General features: G+C 69.5%; 20 protein-coding genes and 1 tRNA gene. 18 read left to right on the forward strand and 3 right to left on the reverse strand.

Annotated features, from left to right (window positions below; translation table 11 throughout):
- Positions 1-38: 38 nt before the first annotated feature.
- Positions 39-114 (forward strand) — tRNA-Glu (locus tag CVA01_RS09050).
- Positions 115-202: 88 nt separating this feature from the next.
- Here the strand turns inward: CVA01_RS09050 and CVA01_RS09055 are convergent.
- Positions 203-928: an IclR family transcriptional regulator gene (locus CVA01_RS09055; RefSeq protein WP_141330193.1), complete on the reverse strand. Its 726-nt coding sequence runs from the start codon at positions 926-928 to the stop codon at positions 203-205.
- Between the two features lie 136 nt (positions 929-1,064).
- On the opposite strand from CVA01_RS09055, the gene leuC reads away from it, so the two are divergent.
- Both leuC and leuD read left to right on the forward strand, forming a co-directional pair.
- Entirely contained in the window at positions 1,065-2,522 is a 1,458-nt protein-coding gene (leuC, locus tag CVA01_RS09060; RefSeq protein WP_373862671.1) for a 3-isopropylmalate dehydratase large subunit, read from the forward strand.
- Positions 2,523-2,533: 11 nt separating this feature from the next.
- Positions 2,534-3,121, forward strand: coding sequence for a 3-isopropylmalate dehydratase small subunit (leuD, locus tag CVA01_RS09065; RefSeq protein ID WP_141330197.1), 588 nt, complete (start codon positions 2,534-2,536; stop codon positions 3,119-3,121).
- Positions 3,122-3,131: 10 nt separating this feature from the next.
- On the opposite strand, the gene CVA01_RS09070 is transcribed toward leuD, so the two are convergent.
- Entirely contained in the window at positions 3,132-4,181 is a 1,050-nt protein-coding gene (locus CVA01_RS09070) for an NUDIX hydrolase (protein WP_141330199.1), read from the reverse strand.
- Between the two features lie 86 nt (positions 4,182-4,267).
- On the opposite strand from CVA01_RS09070, the gene CVA01_RS09075 reads away from it, so the two are divergent.
- Both CVA01_RS09075 and CVA01_RS09080 read left to right on the forward strand, forming a co-directional pair.
- Positions 4,268-5,284 carry an NAD(P)H-dependent glycerol-3-phosphate dehydrogenase gene (locus CVA01_RS09075; protein WP_174775627.1) on the forward strand — a complete coding sequence of 339 codons (1,017 nt, stop codon included), beginning with the start codon at positions 4,268-4,270 and terminating at the stop codon, positions 5,282-5,284.
- Positions 5,285-5,305: 21 nt separating this feature from the next.
- Positions 5,306-6,403: a D-alanine--D-alanine ligase family protein gene (locus CVA01_RS09080; protein ID WP_141330203.1), complete on the forward strand. Its 1,098-nt coding sequence runs from the start codon at positions 5,306-5,308 to the stop codon at positions 6,401-6,403.
- Between the two features lie 12 nt (positions 6,404-6,415).
- Here CVA01_RS09080 and CVA01_RS09085 read toward each other — a convergent pair whose 3' ends face one another.
- Positions 6,416-7,411 (reverse strand): DUF3515 domain-containing protein, encoded by a 996-nt coding sequence (locus tag CVA01_RS09085; protein WP_234946250.1) that lies wholly within the window; start codon positions 7,409-7,411, stop codon positions 6,416-6,418.
- A 65-nt stretch (positions 7,412-7,476) separates the two neighbouring features.
- Between CVA01_RS09085 and CVA01_RS09090 the strand changes: the two genes are divergently transcribed.
- The 13 genes from CVA01_RS09090 (at position 7,477) to mutM (ending at position 18,662) form a co-directional block, all read left to right on the forward strand.
- A complete protein-coding gene (locus CVA01_RS09090; protein WP_014010261.1) occupies positions 7,477-8,526 on the forward strand; it encodes a thiamine-phosphate kinase in 1,050 nt (349 codons plus the stop codon).
- The gene (locus CVA01_RS09095; protein WP_141330205.1) at positions 8,523-9,242 is read left to right on the forward strand and encodes a uracil-DNA glycosylase; all 720 of its coding nucleotides are present in this window, start codon (positions 8,523-8,525) and stop codon (positions 9,240-9,242) included. Before CVA01_RS09090 ends, CVA01_RS09095 begins: the two co-directional genes overlap by 4 nt.
- Complete coding sequence (locus CVA01_RS09100) at positions 9,239-10,765, forward strand: DAK2 domain-containing protein (protein ID WP_141330207.1); 1,527 nt, start codon at positions 9,239-9,241, stop codon at positions 10,763-10,765. Before CVA01_RS09095 ends, CVA01_RS09100 begins: the two co-directional genes overlap by 4 nt.
- Positions 10,766-13,003 (forward strand): ATP-dependent DNA helicase RecG, encoded by a 2,238-nt coding sequence (locus tag CVA01_RS09105; protein ID WP_141330209.1) that lies wholly within the window; start codon positions 10,766-10,768, stop codon positions 13,001-13,003. It abuts the gene before it with no gap.
- Positions 13,004-13,066: 63 nt separating this feature from the next.
- On the forward strand, positions 13,067-13,282 hold the full coding sequence (locus tag CVA01_RS09110) for a biotin/lipoyl-containing protein (protein WP_014010257.1): 216 nt from the start codon (positions 13,067-13,069) through the stop codon (positions 13,280-13,282).
- Positions 13,279-13,851, forward strand: coding sequence for an RsmD family RNA methyltransferase (locus tag CVA01_RS09115; protein WP_014010256.1), 573 nt, complete (start codon positions 13,279-13,281; stop codon positions 13,849-13,851). Before CVA01_RS09110 ends, CVA01_RS09115 begins: the two co-directional genes overlap by 4 nt.
- Before the next feature lie 23 nt (positions 13,852-13,874).
- Complete coding sequence (locus tag CVA01_RS15470; RefSeq protein ID WP_268741893.1) at positions 13,875-14,000, forward strand: hypothetical protein; 126 nt, start codon at positions 13,875-13,877, stop codon at positions 13,998-14,000.
- A gap of 114 nt (positions 14,001-14,114) precedes the next feature.
- Positions 14,115-15,056, forward strand: a complete 942-nt coding sequence (locus tag CVA01_RS09120) for an MFS transporter (RefSeq protein WP_244938230.1) — start codon at positions 14,115-14,117, stop codon at positions 15,054-15,056.
- Between the two features lie 10 nt (positions 15,057-15,066).
- Positions 15,067-15,555, forward strand: a complete 489-nt coding sequence (gene coaD, locus CVA01_RS09125; RefSeq protein ID WP_041630624.1) for a pantetheine-phosphate adenylyltransferase — start codon at positions 15,067-15,069, stop codon at positions 15,553-15,555.
- Between the two features lie 84 nt (positions 15,556-15,639).
- A complete protein-coding gene (locus CVA01_RS09130; RefSeq protein ID WP_041630623.1) occupies positions 15,640-16,404 on the forward strand; it encodes a DivIVA domain-containing protein in 765 nt (254 codons plus the stop codon).
- A 38-nt stretch (positions 16,405-16,442) separates the two neighbouring features.
- The gene (locus CVA01_RS09135) at positions 16,443-17,039 is read left to right on the forward strand and encodes a YceD family protein (protein WP_014010251.1); all 597 of its coding nucleotides are present in this window, start codon (positions 16,443-16,445) and stop codon (positions 17,037-17,039) included.
- Positions 17,039-17,782 (forward strand): ribonuclease III, encoded by a 744-nt coding sequence (gene rnc, locus CVA01_RS09140; protein WP_141330213.1) that lies wholly within the window; start codon positions 17,039-17,041, stop codon positions 17,780-17,782. The genes CVA01_RS09135 and rnc overlap by 1 nt, the downstream gene beginning before the upstream one ends.
- A 7-nt stretch (positions 17,783-17,789) precedes the next feature.
- Entirely contained in the window at positions 17,790-18,662 is an 873-nt protein-coding gene (mutM, locus tag CVA01_RS09145) for a bifunctional DNA-formamidopyrimidine glycosylase/DNA-(apurinic or apyrimidinic site) lyase (RefSeq protein ID WP_141330215.1), read from the forward strand.
- The last annotated feature ends 7 nt before the right edge of the window (positions 18,663-18,669 follow it).

Genomic DNA, 18,669 nt, shown 5'->3' on the forward strand with positions numbered 1-18,669 from the left:
GTTGCAGAGAGCGGCTCACGCCGGATCTCGTCGACAATGCTCCGTTCGTCTAGCGGCCTAGGACGCTGGCCTCTCACGCCGGTAACACGGGTTCAAATCCCGTACGGAGTACCAACAGGGAAAGCCCGCACCAGAGTTTCTGGTGCGGGCTTTCCGCATGCGTGGAGCGCTGCCGTCCGGCGTCACCGCCGGCGCAGCATCCCTACCGCAGGTGCTCCTCCAGGTCCATTGCCGCGGCATGGAGGGCCTCGCGGTGACGGGCGGCGGGGGAGGGGCCCATCCGGTCGATCGGTCCGGAGATGGACAGTGCGGCGATGACGCCGGTGGAGTCCCGCACCGGCACCGAGGCGCTGGCCAGCACCGGCTCGCGCTCACCCATGGACTCTGCGATCCTCGCGACCCGGATCTGCTCCAGGTCGGCGGCGGTGTAGGACGCGGTCTGGAGGATCTCGTCCTGGAAGCTCTTCGGGGAGAAGGCGACGAGGATCTTCGCCGCGGACCCGGCGGCCAGCGTCATCCGGGCGCCGACCGGGACGGTATCACGCAGGCCCAGCGGCGGCTCTGCGGTGGCCACGCAGATGCGCTCGGCACCGGAGAGTTTATAGAGCTGGCAGGACTCACCGGTACGCTGGACCAGCGACGGGAGCACGTACTCTGCGGCCTCGTCCAGGCGGGCCGAGGACTTCGGTGCCAGCTCGGCGAGAGCGGGACCGGCGGTCCACTGTCCGTCGTCGAGTCGGGTCACCATGCGGTGCTTCTCGAGGGCGACGGCGATACGGTGCGCGGTGGCACGCGGCAGGCCGGTGGTCTCACAGAGTTCGGAGAGACTGTGCGGTCGTCGTGCGACGATGCCCAGGATCAGCAGTGCACGGTCAAGGACCTGGATGCCGCTGGTGACGGGTACCGGGACGTCAGAGGTAATTCCCATAATCTGATATAGTACATTCCATCCAGTGGAACTACCAGGGCCGGGGTCCCGGAGTGACTACCCGGGCCATCGACCGTCCCTGCGTCCCACCGTGTGAAACTCATACCGCAGCACTTTTTCCATGAGGAGAGCAACCGTGAACGCTGTGACACAGCAGAACCGGGGCACCACACGACCGGACACACCCCGCACCCTGGCCGAGAAAGTGTGGGACGACCACGTCGTCACCAGGGGCGAGCCCGGCGAACCCGACCTGATCTACATCGACCTCCACCTCATCCACGAGGTCACCAGCCCGCAGGCCTTCGACGGTCTCCGCCAGGCCGGACGCCCGGTGCGGCGTCCCGACCTGACCCTGGGCACCGAGGACCACAACGTACCGACCCTCGGCGTCCACACCGGCAACCTGCTGGAGATCGAGGACAAGGTCTCCCGCCTGCAGGTCGAGACGCTCCGGAAGAACTGTGAGGAGTTCGGCGTCGAACTGCACCCGATGGGGGACGCCGACCAGGGCATCGTCCACACCGTCGGCCCCCAGCTCGGCGCCAGCCAGCCGGGTATGACCATCGTCTGCGGTGACTCGCACACCTCCACCCACGGTGCCTTCGGCTCCATCGGCATGGGTATCGGCACCAGCGAGGTCGAGCACGTCCTGGCCACCCAGACGCTGCGCCTAAAGCCGTTCAAGACGATGTCCATCGAGGTCAGCGGGGAGCTGAAGCCCGGCGTCACCGCCAAGGACCTCATCCTCGCCATCATCGCGAAGATCGGCACCGGCGGCGCCCAGGGCCACATCATCGAGTACCGCGGCGAGGCGATCCGGAAGCTGTCCATGGAAGGCCGGCTGACGGTCTGCAACATGAGCATCGAGGCCGGCGCCCGCGCCGGCATGATCGCCCCCGACGACACCACCTTCGACTACCTCAGGGGCCGTCGCTTCGCGCCGACCGGGCAGGACTGGGAGGACGCCATGGCCTACTGGCGTTCGCTGGCCACCGACGAGGGCGCGGTCTTCGACACCGTCGTCGAGATCGACGGTTCCGCACTGACCCCCTTCGTCACCTGGGGAACCAACCCCGGCCAGGGTCTGCCGCTGTCCGGACGGGTGCCGTATCTCGAGGACATCACCGAAGAGACCGAGCGCATCGCCGCCGAAGGCGCCATAAAGTACATGGGACTGGAGGAGGGGACCCCGCTGCGCGATATCCGCATCGACACCGTCTTCTTCGGCTCCTGCACCAACTCCCGCATCGAGGACATGCGCGCCGCCGCCGAGGTGCTGCGCGGACGCCATATCGCCGAGGGTCTGCGGATGATGGTCGTCCCGTCGTCGACCCAGGTGAAGAAGCAGGCCGAGGAGGAGGGGCTGGACAAGGTCTTCCTCGACGCCGGCGCCGAATGGCGCACCGCCGGCTGCTCCATGTGCCTGGGCATGAACCCCGACCAGCTCTCCCCGGGGGAGCGGTCGGCGTCCACCTCCAACCGCAACTTCGAGGGACGTCAGGGCAAGGGTGGACGCACCCACCTGGTCTCCCCACCGGTCGCCGCGGCTACCGCGGTGCTCGGCCACCTGGCGAGCCCGGCCGATCTGTAAGGAGAGCTGACATGGAAGCATTCACCACCCACACCGGTGTCGCCCTGCCGCTGAAGCGGTCCAACGTCGACACCGACCAGATCGTCCCGGCCGAGTACCTCAAGCTGGTGACCAAGACCGGCTTCGAGTCCGGCCTGTTCAAGTCCTGGCGCACCGACCCGGAGTTCGTCCTCAACCAGGAGCCCTACGTGCACTCCTCGGTGCTCGTCGCCGGACCCGACTTCGGCACCGGTTCCTCCCGTGAGCACGCGGTCTGGGCACTGCTCGACTACGGGTTCCGGGTCGTGTTCTCCCCGCGCTTCGGCGACATCTTCCGCGGCAACACCGCCAAGAACGGCCTGCTCGCCGGTGTCATGCCCGAGGAGCAGATCGAACTGATCTGGAAACTGCTGGAGCAGCGTTCCGGTGCGGAGATGACCGTCGACCTGGACGCGCAGACCGCCACCCTCGGCGAGCACGTCTTCCCCTTCGAGGTGGACGAGGACACCCGCTGGCGCCTGCTCAACGGCCTCGACGACATCGGCATCACGCTGCAGGACGCCGACGCGATCGCCGCCTTCGAGACGACCCGGCCGAGCTTCAAGCCGGTCATCCGGTAGCTGCCGGCCGTTACCGCACCGGCAGCGGGGACGCCAGGTAGTCCGCACCCAGCAGCTTTTCTGCGGCGTTGAAGTGCAGGACCCACACCGAGCCCTTCTTCGCCCGCAGGTCCTCGATCTCGATCCCCTCGTCCGCGGCCAGGCCGGTGACGACCGCGGGGATCACCACGCCCTGGGAACACACCGCGCTGACCGGGGCGGCGGAGGCCCGCACCAGAGCGTCCATCACGGTCCGGGGGCCGTCCTCGAGCGCGGCGTCCCCCAGGGAGGCGTCCACCGCGGTCTCCAGGCCGAGGGCCTCGGCGGTGGGGGCGAGGGTGTCGGAACACCGCTCCGGGTCCGCCGAGCTCAGCGACTTCACGCCGTAGCCGCGGGCCACGTCGACCAGAGCCTCGGCCTGGCGGCGACCCTTCTTCGTCAGAGGGCGGATCCGGTCCTCGCCCTGCCAGCCGCGACGGTCGGCGGCCTTGGCGTGACGGACGTAGAGCACCCGACGCGTCACCCCGAGGGACAGGCGCTCCAGCGCGGCGGAGATGACCTCACGGTCCGCGTCATAGGAGCACAGTCGGGTGGCCTCGGCGGGGGAGACCCAGCGCAGCTCGCCGACCTCGTCGGTGTCTTCCGGGGTGGGGTCCGAGTAGTCGGTGACCTCGGCGGTCCAGTACCAGACGACCTTGGTCGAGTTGCCGACCGGATAGTGGACGTAGCCGAGCAGCCAGCCGAGCGTCGAGGCGTAGCCGGTCTCCTCGACCAGTTCGCGGACCGCGGTCTGCACGATGCCCTCGCCCTTGTCGACCTTGCCCTTGGGCAGCGACCAGTCGTCGTAGCGCGGACGGTGGATCACGGCGATCTCCACGGCGTCCTCCGCGCCGGTCTCCGGGGTGCCAGGGTCGGCGGGGGAGAGACGGCGCCACATCACCGCACCGGCGGCGAAGGTCGGATTGACGAACTCGTCGGAGGGGGAGCTGCCGATGCGGGCGACCGCGGTTCTCGAGGCGTCCCCGAGATTCCGTGATGCGACGGACGTGGACAGGTCACCGATACCGGAATGGGTGATCACGGGAGTTACCTTCTTCGGGTCTGGCAGTCTGGTTCAATGTACAGCGTACTGATAGACACGACGACGACAGGAGAGTGGGCAGCATGGTGCAGGTCGCGGTGATGGGGGCGGGATCCTGGGGGACCACGGTGGCGAAGGTCTGTGCCGACGCCGGCAGTGACGTCACCCTGTGGGCCCGCCGCGACGACATCGCCCGGGAGATCAACGGCGGCAAGGACGGCAACGGCGGTCGCCACACGAACTCCACCTACCTCAGGGAGGTGGAGCTGCCGCAGACGCTGACCGCCACCACCGACCCCGCCCGGGCGCTCAAGGGTGCGGAGATCGTCTTTCTCGGGGTGCCCTCGCAGGCCATGCGCGACAACCTCGCCGCCTGGCGGGACCTCATCGGGCCTGACGCCACCCTCGTCAGCCTCACCAAAGGCATCGAACACTCCAGCCGCCGGCGCATGAGCCAGGTCATCGCCGAGGTCGCCGACGTGCCGGAGGAGCGGGTCGCCGTGCTCTCCGGACCGAACCTCGCCTACGAGATCGCCCGCAACCAGCCCGCCGCCACCGTCGTGGCCTGCACCGATGACGCCCGGGCCGTCGCGGTCCAGGAGGCGACCGCCGCACCCTACTTCCGGCCGTACACCAACGACGACGTCATCGGCTGCGAGATCGCGGGCGCCTGCAAGAACGTCATCGCCCTGGCCTGCGGCATGGGTGCGGGCATGGGGCTGGGCCACAACTCCATCGCCACGCTCATCACCCGCGGACTCGCCGAGATCACCCGGCTCACCGTCGCGATGGGCGGCTCCGAGCGCACCATGGCCGGCCTCGCCGGTCTCGGCGACCTGGTGGCGACCTGTAACTCCCCGCTGTCGCGCAACCGCACCTTCGGTGAGCGGCTGGGACGCGGCGAGACGCTCGACCAGGCCCGGGAGTCGACCCGCGGCCAGGTCGCCGAGGGCGTCATCTCCTCGATCTCCATCGCCGAGATAGCAGAGGAGGCAGGGGTGGACATGCCGATCACCGATGCGGTGGTCGACGTCTGCCACCGTGGCGGCAGTGTGGCGGACGCGGTGCGCTCCCTGCTGGGCCGCACCCGGAAAGCCGAGTAGTCGACCGGTAGACTCTGCCGGGTGAGCAACACTGAACCGACATCACCCGCCGCCCGCACCGTCGTCGCCGTCCTCTACGGCGGCCAGAACTCCGAGCACAGCATCTCCTGCCTGTCCGCCGCCGCGGTGATGAGCCACCTCGACCCCGACCGCTACGAGGTCGTCCCCGTCGGCATCACCGAGACCGGGATGTGGGTCAAGGGCACCACCGACACCGAGGCGCTCTCCGCCCACGGCCGGGACCTGCCGACCGTGAAGATGTCCCGCGGCGTCCACCTGGTCCCGGGCTCCTTCGCCTCCGGCCGCGGCCAGCTCCGCTACGGCGACGGTTCCCTCTACGCCGAGGTCGACGTCATCTTCCCCGTGCTCCACGGTCGTAACGGTGAGGACGGCACCGTCCAGGGCGTCTTCGAACTGTCGAACGTGCCCTATGTCGGCAACGGCGTTCTCGCCTCCGCCGCCTGCATGGACAAGCAGTACACCAAGCTCATCGCCCGCGCCGCCGGCGTGCCGGTCGGCGACGAGGTCGTGCTCACCGAACGTCGCGACCTCACCGACGAGGAGAAGGAGATGATCGGGTTGCCGGTCTTCGTCAAGCCCGCCCGCGGCGGCTCCTCGGTCGGCATATCCAAGGTCAGCGACTGGGCGGACCTGGATGCCGCCGAGGCACACGCCTTCGAGCACGACACCAAGATCCTCGTCGAGGCCATGCTCCACGGTGTGGAGGTCGAGTGCGGTGTGCTGCAGTACCCCGACGGCACCGTCCACGCCTCCCAGCCGTCCCTGCTCGAGGGCACCGAGGATGGCCCGGAGGGCTTCTACGGCTTCGACACGAAGTACCTCGACGACATCATCAGCTACGAGATCCCCGCCCCGCTGCCCGAGGGCCAGGCCGACGCGGTTCGCCGCTGGGCCGTCGAGACCTTCCGCGCGCTGGACTGTGAGGGCCTGGCCCGGGTGGATTTCTTCGTCACCGAGGACGGCCCCGTGCTCAACGAGCCGAACACCATGCCCGGGTTCACCCCGATCAGCATGTACCCGAAGATGTTCGAGGCCACCGGGGTGGCCTACACCGAACTGCTCGACATCCTCATCGCCCGCGCCCTGGTGCGGAAGTAGTTCGGGCCGTGGTCATTCCCCGGTCTTGACCATCGTGTCGGCGATGATGCCGCTGATCTGCGGCAGGACCGTGTCTCCGACATCCAGCGGCAGGGAGACCGCCACCGTCGACCCGTAACCGAGGGCGTACCAGACCCCGGCGGTCGACCCGTTGCCCAGGGCGGTGTCCTCGTACCACGGCACCTCGTCGACCTGGGTCAACTGGGCTCCGGCGGCATAGGACTCCGGCATCCCGACCCCGCAGCGAACCACCACCGGCTCGGCACCCGGAGCGGTCCACACCGCCACACCGTCGATCGGCTCGCCGGCCGTAGTCTCCGTGACCCGGCGGTAGGCACCGAAAGCGTCCGCCAGGGCGTCTCCGAACTCCGTGCAGGACGCCGCGGAACGGTCGGCGGGCAGGTCCGTCAACGGCAGCGCGCGCGGGGTAGGGGCGTCACCGTCGGTGTTGTCGGCGATCGCCCGGCCGATACCGTCGAAGCTGACGGTGCTGTCCAGTGCGGTGCCCGGATCGACACTGCCCGTCACCGCGACCACCGGGGTCGAGCTCAGGGAGTACCAGGTCGACAGGTCCGAGCCCTCGGTGGCGTCATCCACCCGCAGCCAGTCCGTACCGCCGTGGGAGACCACAGAGCTGACCACGGAGTACTGTGCCGGCGCCGAGACACCGCACCGCACCGTCAGTTCGGCGCCGCCGGAGTCCCGGTAGGCCGCCGCCCCGGTCGGGGCAGGCTCGGTGATACCCACCGACCGGTAGTCGGAGGTGCGGTCCGGCAGCGCGTCGAGGATCGCATCGCAGGCGGGGGAGTCCGCGTCCGGGGCATCCACCGGTCCCATGGACACATCGGTGTAGACGTTGCGGTCGACGAGGATCTTCGCCCCCGCCAGCACGGCGCCGACGAAGACGACCGCCAGGACCAGTGCGAGCACCGTCGTGGTGCGGGACAGTCCTCTGGTACTGCTACCCTGATCAGTGACTTCCGGGGAACCGGGACGCTGCTCTGCCATGGCCCCGATCATACGGCCGGCACCGGCGTCGACAACTACTGCCTACTGGATGGATGAGGGTGCGGATGGCTGTGACGGCAGGGACGGCAGGGGCGGGAGACCCGTCAGCGAACTACGGCGGACACTCCGCCGACGGCCCCACCGTCTCCGAGATCGGGGAGGCGGCGACGATCGCGGCGATCCGCGAAGCAGCCCCCAGCGAGGTCAACGGTGACGACGCCGCGGTGCTCGACCCTGCGCCGCCGAACTCGCGGGACATCGCCACCACCGACGTTCTCGTCGACGGTGAGCACTTCCGCCTCGACTGGTCCACCCCCTACGAGGTCGGGGTGAAGGCCGTCAGCCAGAACTTCGCCGACATCCAGGCCATGGGTGGCCGTCCGACCGCCGTCCTCATGTCCCTGTCCGCCCCCGCCGACCTCCCCGTCGGCATCGTCAGTGACATCGCCCGCGGCATCAGTGCCACCGCCGCCCCCTGGGGTGTCGAACTCGTCGGCGGAGACGTGGTCACCTCACGCCAGCTCATCGTCGCCGTCACAGCCATCGGTGTCCTCGCCGGACCAGACCCGGCACTGACCGTGGACGCCGCACGTCCGGGCCACGCCGTCGTCGCCTCCGGCGTGATCGGCCACTCCGCCGCCGGGCTTGCGCTGCTCAACTACTACGGTTCCCGTGAGGCGGTGCCGGACAATCCTGTCCTCCAGGATCTCGTCTCCCGCCACTGCGCGCCCCGTCTCATCGTGGGTCGCGGTTCGGTCGGGCGTGCCGCCGGCATGTCCGCGATGACCGACAACTCCGACGGCCTCATCCGCGACCTCACCACCGTCGCGCGCCGCTCCGAGGTCATCATCGATCTCGACGGGGCTGCCCTGACCCCCGACGCGCAGCTCTACTACGCCGCCGAGATCACCGGCGACGACCCGTGGGAATGGGTGCTCTCCGGCGGCGAGGACCACACCCTGCTCGGCACCACGGACAAGGAACCCCCGGCCGGCTACCGTATCATCGGCGAGGTGAAGGACGCCGGGGACGCGACCAAATTCGGTGAGCTCGCCGACCCGGTGACCGTCGACGGGCAGCGTCCCCTCTATGTCTCGGGGTGGAATTCGCTGTGACCACTCCGTCGACCGATCCGACCGCCGCACTCGCCGGGACGATCCTGGCGACAGTCCACCCGTCCTGGCGCGCCGAGCTGGACGCCGCCGGTGTGGACCTGCCTGCCGCCGCCGAGCGCACCGCAGCCCGCATCACCGCCGGTGAACAGTTGCTGCCCGCCCCGGAGAACATCTTCCGCGCCCTCGCCCGGCCCGCCGACGAGACCCGCGTCCTCATTCTCGGTCAGGACCCGTATCCGACGCCCGGACACTCCGTCGGTCTGGCCTTCTCCTCGGCCGCCACGACCCGGCCGCTGCCGAAGTCTCTGCGCAACATCTACACCGAGTACGAGTCCGACCTCGGACTGCCGCGACCGGCATCCGCGGACCTGACGCCGTGGGCCGATCACGGCGTCATGCTGCTCAACCGGGTCCTCACCGTGCAGGCCGGGGCCGCCGGCAGCGACCGCGGCACCGGCTGGGAGGAGATCACCGGAGCGGTGGTCTCCCACCTTGCGACGCGTCCGGTCGCCGCGGTGCTGTGGGGACGCCAGGCCCAGTCGGTCGCCGGACTGGTCGGCGAGGACCGGTGTGTGATGTCCGCGCACCCCTCGCCGCTGTCGGCCTACCGGGGTTTCTTCGGCTCCCGCCCGTTCAGCCGGGCCAACGGGATCCTCGCCGCCCAGGGTGCCGCCCCGGTCAACTGGTCCCTGGCTGACCAGGAGGTCGCACCGTGACCGTCCGCACCCCCGACACCCTCACGGGTGACTACCTCGACGCGTGGGCCACCGCCTCCCTGGCAGGACTGCGCCGCCACCGCGCCGAGATCAACAGGCTCAACGTCTTCCCGATCCCGGACTCCGACACCGGGACGAACATGGCCGCGACCATGGAGTCCGCGGTCACTCGGCTGCGGGAGGTCCAGGGGGAGGCTCAGGGGGAGACCGGTGCGCACGCGGCCGTCGAGGTCGCCGCCGCTCTGGCAGCCGGTGCTGTCGCCGGCGCCCGCGGCAACTCGGGCATGGTGCTCAGCCAGATCCTCCGTGCCGTCGCGGATACCGCGGCCCTCTCGGCCACCGGTGAGCTCTCCGCCCGGACGGTTCCGGTGATGCTCGCCCGCGCCGGGGAACTCGTGCTCGACGCCCTGTCCGACCCGGTGGAAGGCACGATCGTCACGGTGCTCCGCGCCGCCGCCGAGGGGGCCCGGGATGCCGGTGCAGCCGACCGGGCGTCCCTCAGCGACGTCGTCACCGCCGCCCGTGACGCCGCGGTCGCCGCCTTGGCGCAGACCACCGGACAACTCGCCGCCCTCAGCGACGCCGGCGTGGTCGATGCCGGGGGACGCGGACTCGTCGTCATCCTCCAGTCACTGGTCGATGCCCTGGAGACGGAGCCGGGATCCGCGGACAGTGCAGACGCTGCAGACAGCGCAGACAGTGCGGACGCCGTGGACTCCCACGGCAGCGGAGCGGACCCGCACCTCGAACTCGTCTTCGGCTTCCACGGTGACCCCGGGGAACTGCGCGCCCTGCTCGAACGGTTCGGTGACAGTGTCGTCGTGGTCAGCGACGGTGCGGCAGACGCCCCGGGTAGTCACGCCCACGTCCACACCAGCCGGTCAGGTGAGCTCATCGAGCAGGTCTTCGCCCTCGGTGACGTCCACGACCTGCGCATCGAGGTCCTGCCTGAGCGACCGGAGCCGAAGGACGCGGCCCCGGCGTCCCCGGTCATCGCGCTGGTGCCCGGCGGCGATGCGGCCGGTGACGGCCTGGCCGCACTCTTCCGCGCCTCCGGGGCCGCCGTCGGTGACAGTCCCGCCGCCCTCACCGCCGCGGTCGACGCGGCAGGCGGACCCGTCATCGTGCTGACCAACGGGCAGGACACCACCGGACTTTTCGCAGTCCTCGACAACACCGGTGCCGCGGTGACCGTGGTGGACACCGGCAGTGTCGTCGGCGGGCTGGCCGCACTCGCCGTCTACAGTCCCACCTCCGACATCGAGGACAATGCCGAGGACATGGCGGACGCCGTCCACGGCCAGCGCTGGGCCGACGTCACCGGCGACGACCGGGTCGTCGATGTGGTGGGGGAGCTCCTCGCCGAGGGTGGGGAACTCGTCACCGTCCTCTACGGTGACGGACTCGGCGACGCCGGCATGGCCGGGGTCGAGGCGCAGATCGCGGCGTCCCACCCGGACGCGGAGTTCCACGCCGTCCACGTCCCCGGCCTGACGGTGACCGCGCAGGTGGGGGTGGAGTAGATGCTGGGATGGGATGACCCCCGGCCGCTGAGCCTGGTCATCACCCCCGACCGGGCACGCAGTCTCGCCGGGAAGCCGGGGCTGGCGACCATGGGGCAGGCGCTGATGAACTTCCCGGTCGCCTACGTCCACAGTTCCGGCACCGGCGCCTTCACCGATCATGGCGGAGTGCCCGGGGAGATGCCGGAGGAGGGCGACCGGTTCACCTGCCTCGCCGAGGTGCTCACCGCCCAGGTCCAGGACAACCGCGGCCGACGCGGACCCCGCGAGATCCTCCAGTTCACCTTCCGCGTGGCGGACACCGTCTTTTCCTCGGCCCTGTTCGGCAATGTCCGGATGCACCAGCCTTTCGTCACCCCGGGCGCGAAGCTCATGTTCTCCGGCACGCTCGGCATCTGGCGCGACCAGTGGCAGCTGAAGAACCCCTCCTACATCACCCTTCATCCCGCCCCGACCCCCGACGGCCACCGTCGCACCGACGAGGAGTACGAGGCGGCCTTCGGCGCCTTCGGCCCGCTGGCCACCATCGTCGACGTCGCCGGGGGCATGCGCGCGGCCCAGAAGGTGCTCTCGCACCCGTGGCTGCCGACCTACCGGCGGCGTCCAGGCACCTCCACCGCCGAGGTCACCGCGGTGATGGACCATGTCCTCGCCGCGATGGGCGAGCCTTCCGAGATGCTCCCGCGGGTGCCCGGTGCCCCGGACTGGCCGCAGATCGAAGGGGCGCCCGTGCTCGATTTCGCCACCGCACTGCGCCAGGTCCACCGCCCCCCGGAGGATGGACCGGACGCCGCCCGCACCCGCCTGAAGTTCAACGAGGCGCTCGGTCTGCAGCTGGTCATGGCGCTGCGCCGGGCGGACTCCACCGCCCGCCACGCCCGGCCGGTCGTCCCCGTCGCGCCGGACTCGCGCTACACGGCCCTGATCGACCGGCTGCCCTACGATCTCACTGCTCCGCAGCAGGACGCCCTGTCGACCATCGGGGACGCCATGGCCGGGACCACTGACACCGTGACCCCGATGAGCATGCTGCTGCAGGGCGATGTCGGCTCCGGCAAGACTGTGGTGGCGCTGCTCGCGATGCTCCGCGTCGTCGATTCCGGGGCACAGTGCGCCTTCCTCGCCCCCACCGAGGTGCTCGCCGTCCAGCATGCCGGGACCCTCACCGGACTGCTCGAACGGATCGACGGACGGCAGGTGACCGTCACCCTGCTCACCGGGTCGATGACCGCCGCCGAGCGCAAGGCGGCCCTGCTCGACATCATCTCCGGGACCTCCGACATCGTCGTCGGCACCCACGCGATCATCCAGGACAGCGTCGACTTCTTCGACCTGGGCATGGTCGTCGTCGATGAGCAGCACCGCTTCGGTGTGCGCCAGCGCGACAAGCTGCGGGAAAACGCGCCGGTCGAGCGCACCCCGCACCTGCTGGTCATGACCGCCACACCGATCCCGCGCACCGTCGCGATGACCATGTTCGGCGATCTGTCGGTCTGCACCCTCACCGGCTCTCCGTCAGGACGCGGCAAGGTCGACACCTTCGTCGTCCCCACGTTCAAGCGCAACTGGGTCGACCGGGTCTTCGCCGTGATCCGCGAACAGGTCGCCTCCGGGCACCGCGCCTTCATCGTCGTCCCCCGCATCGACGGAGAAGGCGGGGTCGACGACGTGGCCACACGGCTGGAGAGCGGCGTCCTCGCAGGTCTGAGGATCGGCCGGCTTCACGGGCGGATGGACAACAAGGCCGAGGTCATGGCGGACCTGGCGTCCGGCGAGATCGACGTCCTCGTCGCCACCACCGTGGTCGAGGTCGGTGTCGACATCCCTGAGGCGACGGTGATGGTCGTCGTCGACGCGGAGAACTTCGGCGTCTCCCAGCTCCACCAGCTGCGCGGACGTGTCGGCCGTGGCGCCGACAACTCCTGGTGCTTCCTGTGCACGGCGGTGCCGGAGGAGGAGGCGTCCTCCCGACGTCTGCAGTCCATCGCCGCGACCAGCGACGGCTTCGCACTGGCGGAGCTGGACCTGCGGACCCGGACCGAGGGCGACGTGCTGGGGGAGAGTCAGTCCGGTTCGCGGGCACGCCGGGTCACTCTGTTGTCACTGGCCGACGATGCCGTGGTGATCGAGGAGGCCCGCCGCTACGCCGAGGATCTCGTTGGCTACGACACCGCTCTGGCCAGGGCACTCGTCGCCGAGATCGCCGACGACGACCAGGAGTTCATCGAGCGGAGCTGAGCGTCCGGGCGCAGCTGCGGTCCCCGTCATGCCGTCCGCCCGGCGCCGACTACACTGCGGGGCATGGATATTTTCGCGCCCTTTGCCGGGCACGTCAGGTTCGAGGTGGAGGACGGGCAGGCTGTCGCCGCCGGTGACCGCCTCGCCGTGGTCGAGGCCGTCAAGGTGGAGGCCAACGTCGTCGCACCGGGTCCGGGCACCGCACGTCGCAGTGCGGTCGAGGACTTCACCGCCGTCGACGGGGGCGATCTCCTGCTGACCCTGGAGGAGCTCCAGTGACCCGCATCATCTCCGGTAACGCCCGCGGCCGGAAGCTCAAGGTGCCGTCCGAGGGGACGCGGCCGACCTCCGACCGCGCCCGCGAGGGGCTCTTCTCCTCCCTGCAGGTGCGTTTCGGTTTCGACGGTGAGGTCGTCCTCGACCTCTTCGCCGGGTCCGGGGCGCTCGGCCTGGAGGCGGCATCCCGCGGGGCGGCGGAAGTGACCCTGGTCGACGACAACAACCGCGCCTGCGAGATCGCCCGCGCCAACGCTGTCGTGGTCGGACACCCCGCCACCCGCGTCGTCGAGGCCAAGGCCTCTGTCTTCCTCTCCGGTGCGCCGCGTGACCACTACACGATGGTGCTGGCCGACCCGCCCTACGAGCTTGCCGACGAGGCCGTCGACGAGATGGTCCGGGCGCTGATCCCGCTGCTGACGAAGGACGCCGTGGTCGTCGTCGAACGGCACGTCGACTCCGCCGAGGTCGACTGGCCCGAAGGATTCGAGACCACCGGGCAGAAGCTCAAGAAGCGCACCTTCGGCATCGCCCGGATGGACATGGCGATCTGGCGGGGCACCGGGGACTGAGCGGACTGAGCGGACCGGGTGGATTGAGTATCAGGTCGGCGAACGGCGGGGTGGCCGGCTCCCGCCTGCTCTTCGCCAGCAACGGGGCGCTCTACGCCTCACTGCTGCCCTGGTACCCCACACTGTCCGACGAACTGTCTCTCAGCTAGTCCCGGTTCGGACTGATCGTCTCCTGCTGTGCGGTCGGGTCGATCTGCTCCTCCGCGCTCCCGCCCCGGCTCATCGCACGGTGGGGACCGGTCCCGGTCTCGGTCGTGGGGACGGTGGTTCTCGCCGTGGCCGTCGCCGCCGTCGCCTGGTCGCCCTCAGGTACCTTCCTCGCCCTCGCACTGTTCGTCGTGGGCGTGGTAGACGCCGTCGTCGATGTCGGACAGAACGTCGCCGGAGTCCGTGCCCAGGATGCAGCCGGCCGGTCCGTCCTGTCCTCGATGCACGCCATGTGGAGCCTGGGTGGTGTCGCCGCCGGAGCACTGGCCACCGCATCGGCGGCGGCCGGTGTCGACATGCGGCTCCACCTGGCCGTCACGGCGGTGCCGGGAATTGCCGTGGCAGTTGTCGGTGGCCGGTGGATCGGGGAGCAGGCACCCGCTCCTGCCGAGGACGCCTCCCCGGGTGGCCCGCCCGTGCCCGGGCGCTGGCGCTCGGTCGCGGTCCTCGCCCTGCCGCTGGTGGCGGTCGCGCTCTGCGGCACCGTCGTCGAGGACGTCGCCAACAACTGGGCGGCGGTGTCCGGGGTGCAGTTGGCGGGACTGGACCTCGGCGTGGCCGGGGTGGCGTTCACCGTGGCCATCGGCAGCCAGTGCATCGGCCGATTCACCGGGGATCCGCTCATCAACCGGTACGGGACAGTCCGGGTCGCCCGCGTCGGTGGTGTGCTGATCGCGGCGGGCGGCGTCCTCATCGCCACCGCCGTCGGACCGCTGCCGCTGTTCCTCGGCTTCGCGCTGGCCGGCTACGGTACCGCGACCCTGGTGCCCAGTGCGCTGGGGGCGGCCGCCAGGTTCCCCGGGATCGGTCAGGGCGGTGGAGTGACCGTCGTCAGCTGGTTCATGCGCATCGGTTTCCTGGCCACCAGTCCCGTCGTCGGTGCACTCGCCGACGAGGTCGGACTGCGCTGGGGGCTGGGGATCCTCGTGGCGTCCGGCGTCATCGTGGTGGCGGTGTGCGGGTACCTCGAACAGCACAGTGGGCGGCTCAGGCCGTAAAATGCGGTCCATGCGAGTCTGCTGCCCCGGGTCCTTCGACCCCGTCACCAACGGTCACATCAACATCTTCACCCGCGCTGCGCGGATGTTCGACGAGGTCACCGTGCTGGTGACCTACAACCCGAACAAATCCGGGCTCTTCGACGCCGACGAGCGCATCGCGCTGATCCGGGAGGCACTGGACGCCACCGGTCTTCCCGAGGCAGAGAAGATCACCATCGACACCTGGGACAGTCTGCTGGTCGACTACCTCAGTGAGCACGATATCCCGGCCCTGGTGAAGGGGCTGCGCAGCTCCCTGGACTACGAGTACGAGCTGCCGATGGCCCAAATGAACCAGCGGCTCACCGGGGTGGAGACGTTCTTCCTGCTCACCGACCCGGAGTACGGCTACGTCTCCTCGACGATCTGCAAGGAGGTCGCGAAGTACGGCGGTGACGTCAACGGTCTGCTGCCGGAGAATGTCGCCGAGGCCGTGCTCGCCAAGTACCGGGGGTAGCGGCCGGGTCGGTGGCCGCTCAAAAGTCCGTGTCCCGCGTGTCACATCCGTAACATCGCGGCGGTTTCTGGCATGCTGGCTGTCATGTACAAGACTTTCGAGGGCCTCGACGATCTGCAGACACTGGTGGAACAGGCCTATGGAGTCCCCATGTCGGGGAACTGCATGGTCAACCGCTCCAGTGCCATCGATCTGCTCGACATGGTCCGGCACTCCATCCCCGGTGACCTGGATGATGCCCAGGATGTTCTTGACCGGGAGGACGCGATCCTCTCCGAGGCAGAGACCAAGGCGAGCACCCTCGTCTCCGATGCGGAGGAGGAGAGCGAGCGCATCGTCACGGACGCCCGGAACCAGGCGGCAGACACCCTGGCGGACGCGGAGGAGCGGGCGAATGCCACCGTCTCCGACGCTGAGGCGCAGGCGGTGCGTCTGGAGGAGGACGCCCGCCGCGAGTACCAGGAGACCACCGCCCGTGCCGAGGCGGAGAAGACCCGCCTGGTGGACGAGGGGAACAACCTCTACGACCGTGCGGTCAACGAAGGTATCGCCGAGCAGCGTCGACTGGTCAGCGAGTCCGAGGTCGTCCGCGAGGCCGAGGCAGAGGCCCGCCGGATCATCGAGTCCGCGCACGCCGACTCCGACCGGCTGCGCCGCGAGTGCGACCAGTACGTCGACAGCACGCTGGCCCAGTTCGAGGAGTCCCTCAACGGATCGCTGCGTACCGTGTCCCGCGACCGCTCCGCACTGCGCAAGGGTGCGGGTGTCTCCGGCAACCGGTACCCGCGCGATCAGCGGGAGGGCCGTGAGCAGCGCGAGAGCCGCAACGACTGGGGCGAGCGCGGCTGATTCGCCCCACCTGACCTGATAAGGGTAAGAATGACACGGTGAGTACGAATCCCTTCCAGCTTGAAGTCCGCGAGGTTCTCCGGTCCACCGGAATGCCTCAGCATCTGACCACCACCGGCCCCGCACCGGTCCGTCTCGGCGGTGAGATGCTCGGTGTCGCCGAGGGATCTCCGATCGAGGTCGACGCCGACGTGTCGAATCTGGGGGAGTCCCTGCTGGTGGACGCCACCGTCCACGGCCGGGCCACCGGCCAGTGCTCCCGCTGTCTGGCGGAGCTCGATGAGCCGCTGTCGGTACGCATCAGCGATGTCTTCGGCATCAACGCCGACTTCATCACCCGTGACGGTGTCGCCGGGGGCGAGACCGGGGACGACGACGATTTCGAGCCGCTGCTCGTCCAGGATGACATGGTCGACATCACCCAGCTGGTGCTCGATGAGGTGGGGCTGAACCTGCCGTTCAACCCGGTGTGTGAGGACTACGGCCACGAGTGCGCCGACGACATCCCCGCCCCCGACGGCATCTCCGAGGAGCAGGAGCCGGCCCCGGACGCCCGGTGGGCGGGTCTGGCCGGCAAGCTCGACGAGATCGCCGACGAGGCGGACTCCGACGACAGTGAAGACGGGAAGAACTGATGTCGCGCAAACGTCGCCTGACCGGAGAAGCCGCACTGGAGGCCGCCTTCTCGAAGACCGACCACACCCCACTGCTCGAGGCGTGGGGCGTGGAACTGTCCGACGGTATGCTGCGTCTGGCCCTGTCGCACCGTTCCTTCGCCAACGAGAACGGCAACCTGCCGAACAATGAGCGGCTCGAGTTCCTCGGGGACGCCGTCCTCGGCCTCTCCGTCGCCGAGCAGCTCTACCGGCAGTTCCCGGACCGCTCCGAGTCGGACATCTCGAAGATGCGTGCCGGTGTGGTCAACATGTACGCCCTGGCCGAGGTCGCCCGGGAGCTGGGGATGGGTGGGAACATCCTGCTCGGCCGCGGTGAGGAGATGACCGGCGGTGCCGACAAGCACTCCATCCTCGCGGACTCGGTGGAGGCCATGCTCGGTGCGATCTACCTGGAGTGCGGCTTCGAGGTCGCCCGTGCCACGGTGCTGCGTATCTTCGAGCGCAAGATCACCACGGCCCCGTCCACCGGTCTCACCATGGACTGGAAGACCGTGCTGATGGAGAAGATGTCCGACCTGAAGATCTCCGGGGACCCGGTGTACGCGTCCGACGTCAAGGGACCGGACCACGACCAGACCTTCAGTGCGACCGTCTCCTTCGACGGTGAGGTGCGCGGTACGGGGACCGGGCACACGAAGAAGGAGGCGGAGCACCACGCCGCCCGTGAGGCCTACCGCACGCTCAGTGGCCTGAACGGCTGAGCCGCCGGTGCCCGAGCTTCCTGAGGTCGAGGTTGTGCGCCGCGGCCTGGCGGAGCACATCACCGGTGCGACCATCGTCGGTACCGAGGTGCTGCACCCGCGCGCGGTGCGTGGCCAGCCCGGCGGTGCCGCGGCCCTGGAAGCGGGTCTGGAGGACGCCAGGATCACTGCCCTCCGGCGGCGGGGCAAGTACCTCTGGATCGACCTGGAGTACCCACGCGGTGGCCAGGGTTCAGGGCAGAGTTCAGGACGCTGCCTCCTGGTCCACCTCGGGATGTCCGGGCAGATGCTGCTCGGCGAGCCGGGGCAGGTGACCTCACCGCATCTACGGATCCGGTCACTGCTGGTCACCGACACCGGGAGAGAACTGGAACTCAGTTTCGTCGACCAGCGCACCTTCGGACGCTGGGAGGTCACCGCTCCGGGGGTGACCGATCCGGTGCCGCATATCGCCGTGGACCCGCTGGACGCTGCGTTCGACGCCGCGCACACCGCCCGTGTCATCCGGAAGAAGCGCTCCGAGATCAAGCGCGTCCTGCTGGACCAGACCGTGGTCTCCGGGATCGGGAACATCTACGCCGACGAGGCGCTGTGGGCGGCACAGGTCCACCCACGGAAGAAGGCCACCGCGATGCGTCAGACCGATGTGATGTCCCTGCTGGACGCCGCGACGGAGGTCATGACCCGTGCCCTGGCCGCCGGCGGGACCACCTTCGACGACCTCTACGTCAACGTCAACGGGGCGTCCGGGTACTTCTCCCGGTCGCTCAACGTCTACGGCCGCGAGGGGGAACCCTGCCCACGGTGCGGCACGCCCGTCGTCCGGGAACAGTGGACCAACCGGTCCTCGCACTTCTGCCCGGAGTGCCAGCGGCGCTGAGCCGCAG

Origin of the sequence: Corynebacterium variabile, from assembly GCF_006539825.1 — a bacterium.
Lineage (GTDB): Bacteria > Actinomycetota > Actinomycetes > Mycobacteriales > Mycobacteriaceae > Corynebacterium > Corynebacterium variabile.

Bases quoted from the DNA above. Each gene is read 5' to 3' on its own strand.
- leuD (WP_141330197.1), top strand. From the start codon at position 2,534: ATGGAAGCATTCACCACCCACACCGGTGTCGCCCTGCCGCTGAAGCGG.
- coaD (WP_041630624.1), top strand. From the start codon at position 15,067: ATGCGAGTCTGCTGCCCCGGGTCCTTCGACCCCGTCACCAACGGTCAC.
- CVA01_RS09130 (WP_041630623.1), top strand. From the start codon at position 15,640: ATGTACAAGACTTTCGAGGGCCTCGACGATCTGCAGACACTGGTGGAA.
- CVA01_RS09085 (WP_234946250.1), bottom strand. From the start codon at position 7,411: ATGGCAGAGCAGCGTCCCGGTTCCCCGGAAGTCACTGATCAGGGTAGC.
- CVA01_RS09055 (WP_141330193.1), bottom strand. From the start codon at position 928: ATGGGAATTACCTCTGACGTCCCGGTACCCGTCACCAGCGGCATCCAG.
- rnc (WP_141330213.1), top strand. From the start codon at position 17,039: ATGTCGCGCAAACGTCGCCTGACCGGAGAAGCCGCACTGGAGGCCGCC.
- CVA01_RS09090 (WP_014010261.1), top strand. From the start codon at position 7,477: ATGGCTGTGACGGCAGGGACGGCAGGGGCGGGAGACCCGTCAGCGAAC.
- CVA01_RS09105 (WP_141330209.1), top strand. From the start codon at position 10,766: ATGCTGGGATGGGATGACCCCCGGCCGCTGAGCCTGGTCATCACCCCC.
- CVA01_RS09110 (WP_014010257.1), top strand. From the start codon at position 13,067: ATGGATATTTTCGCGCCCTTTGCCGGGCACGTCAGGTTCGAGGTGGAG.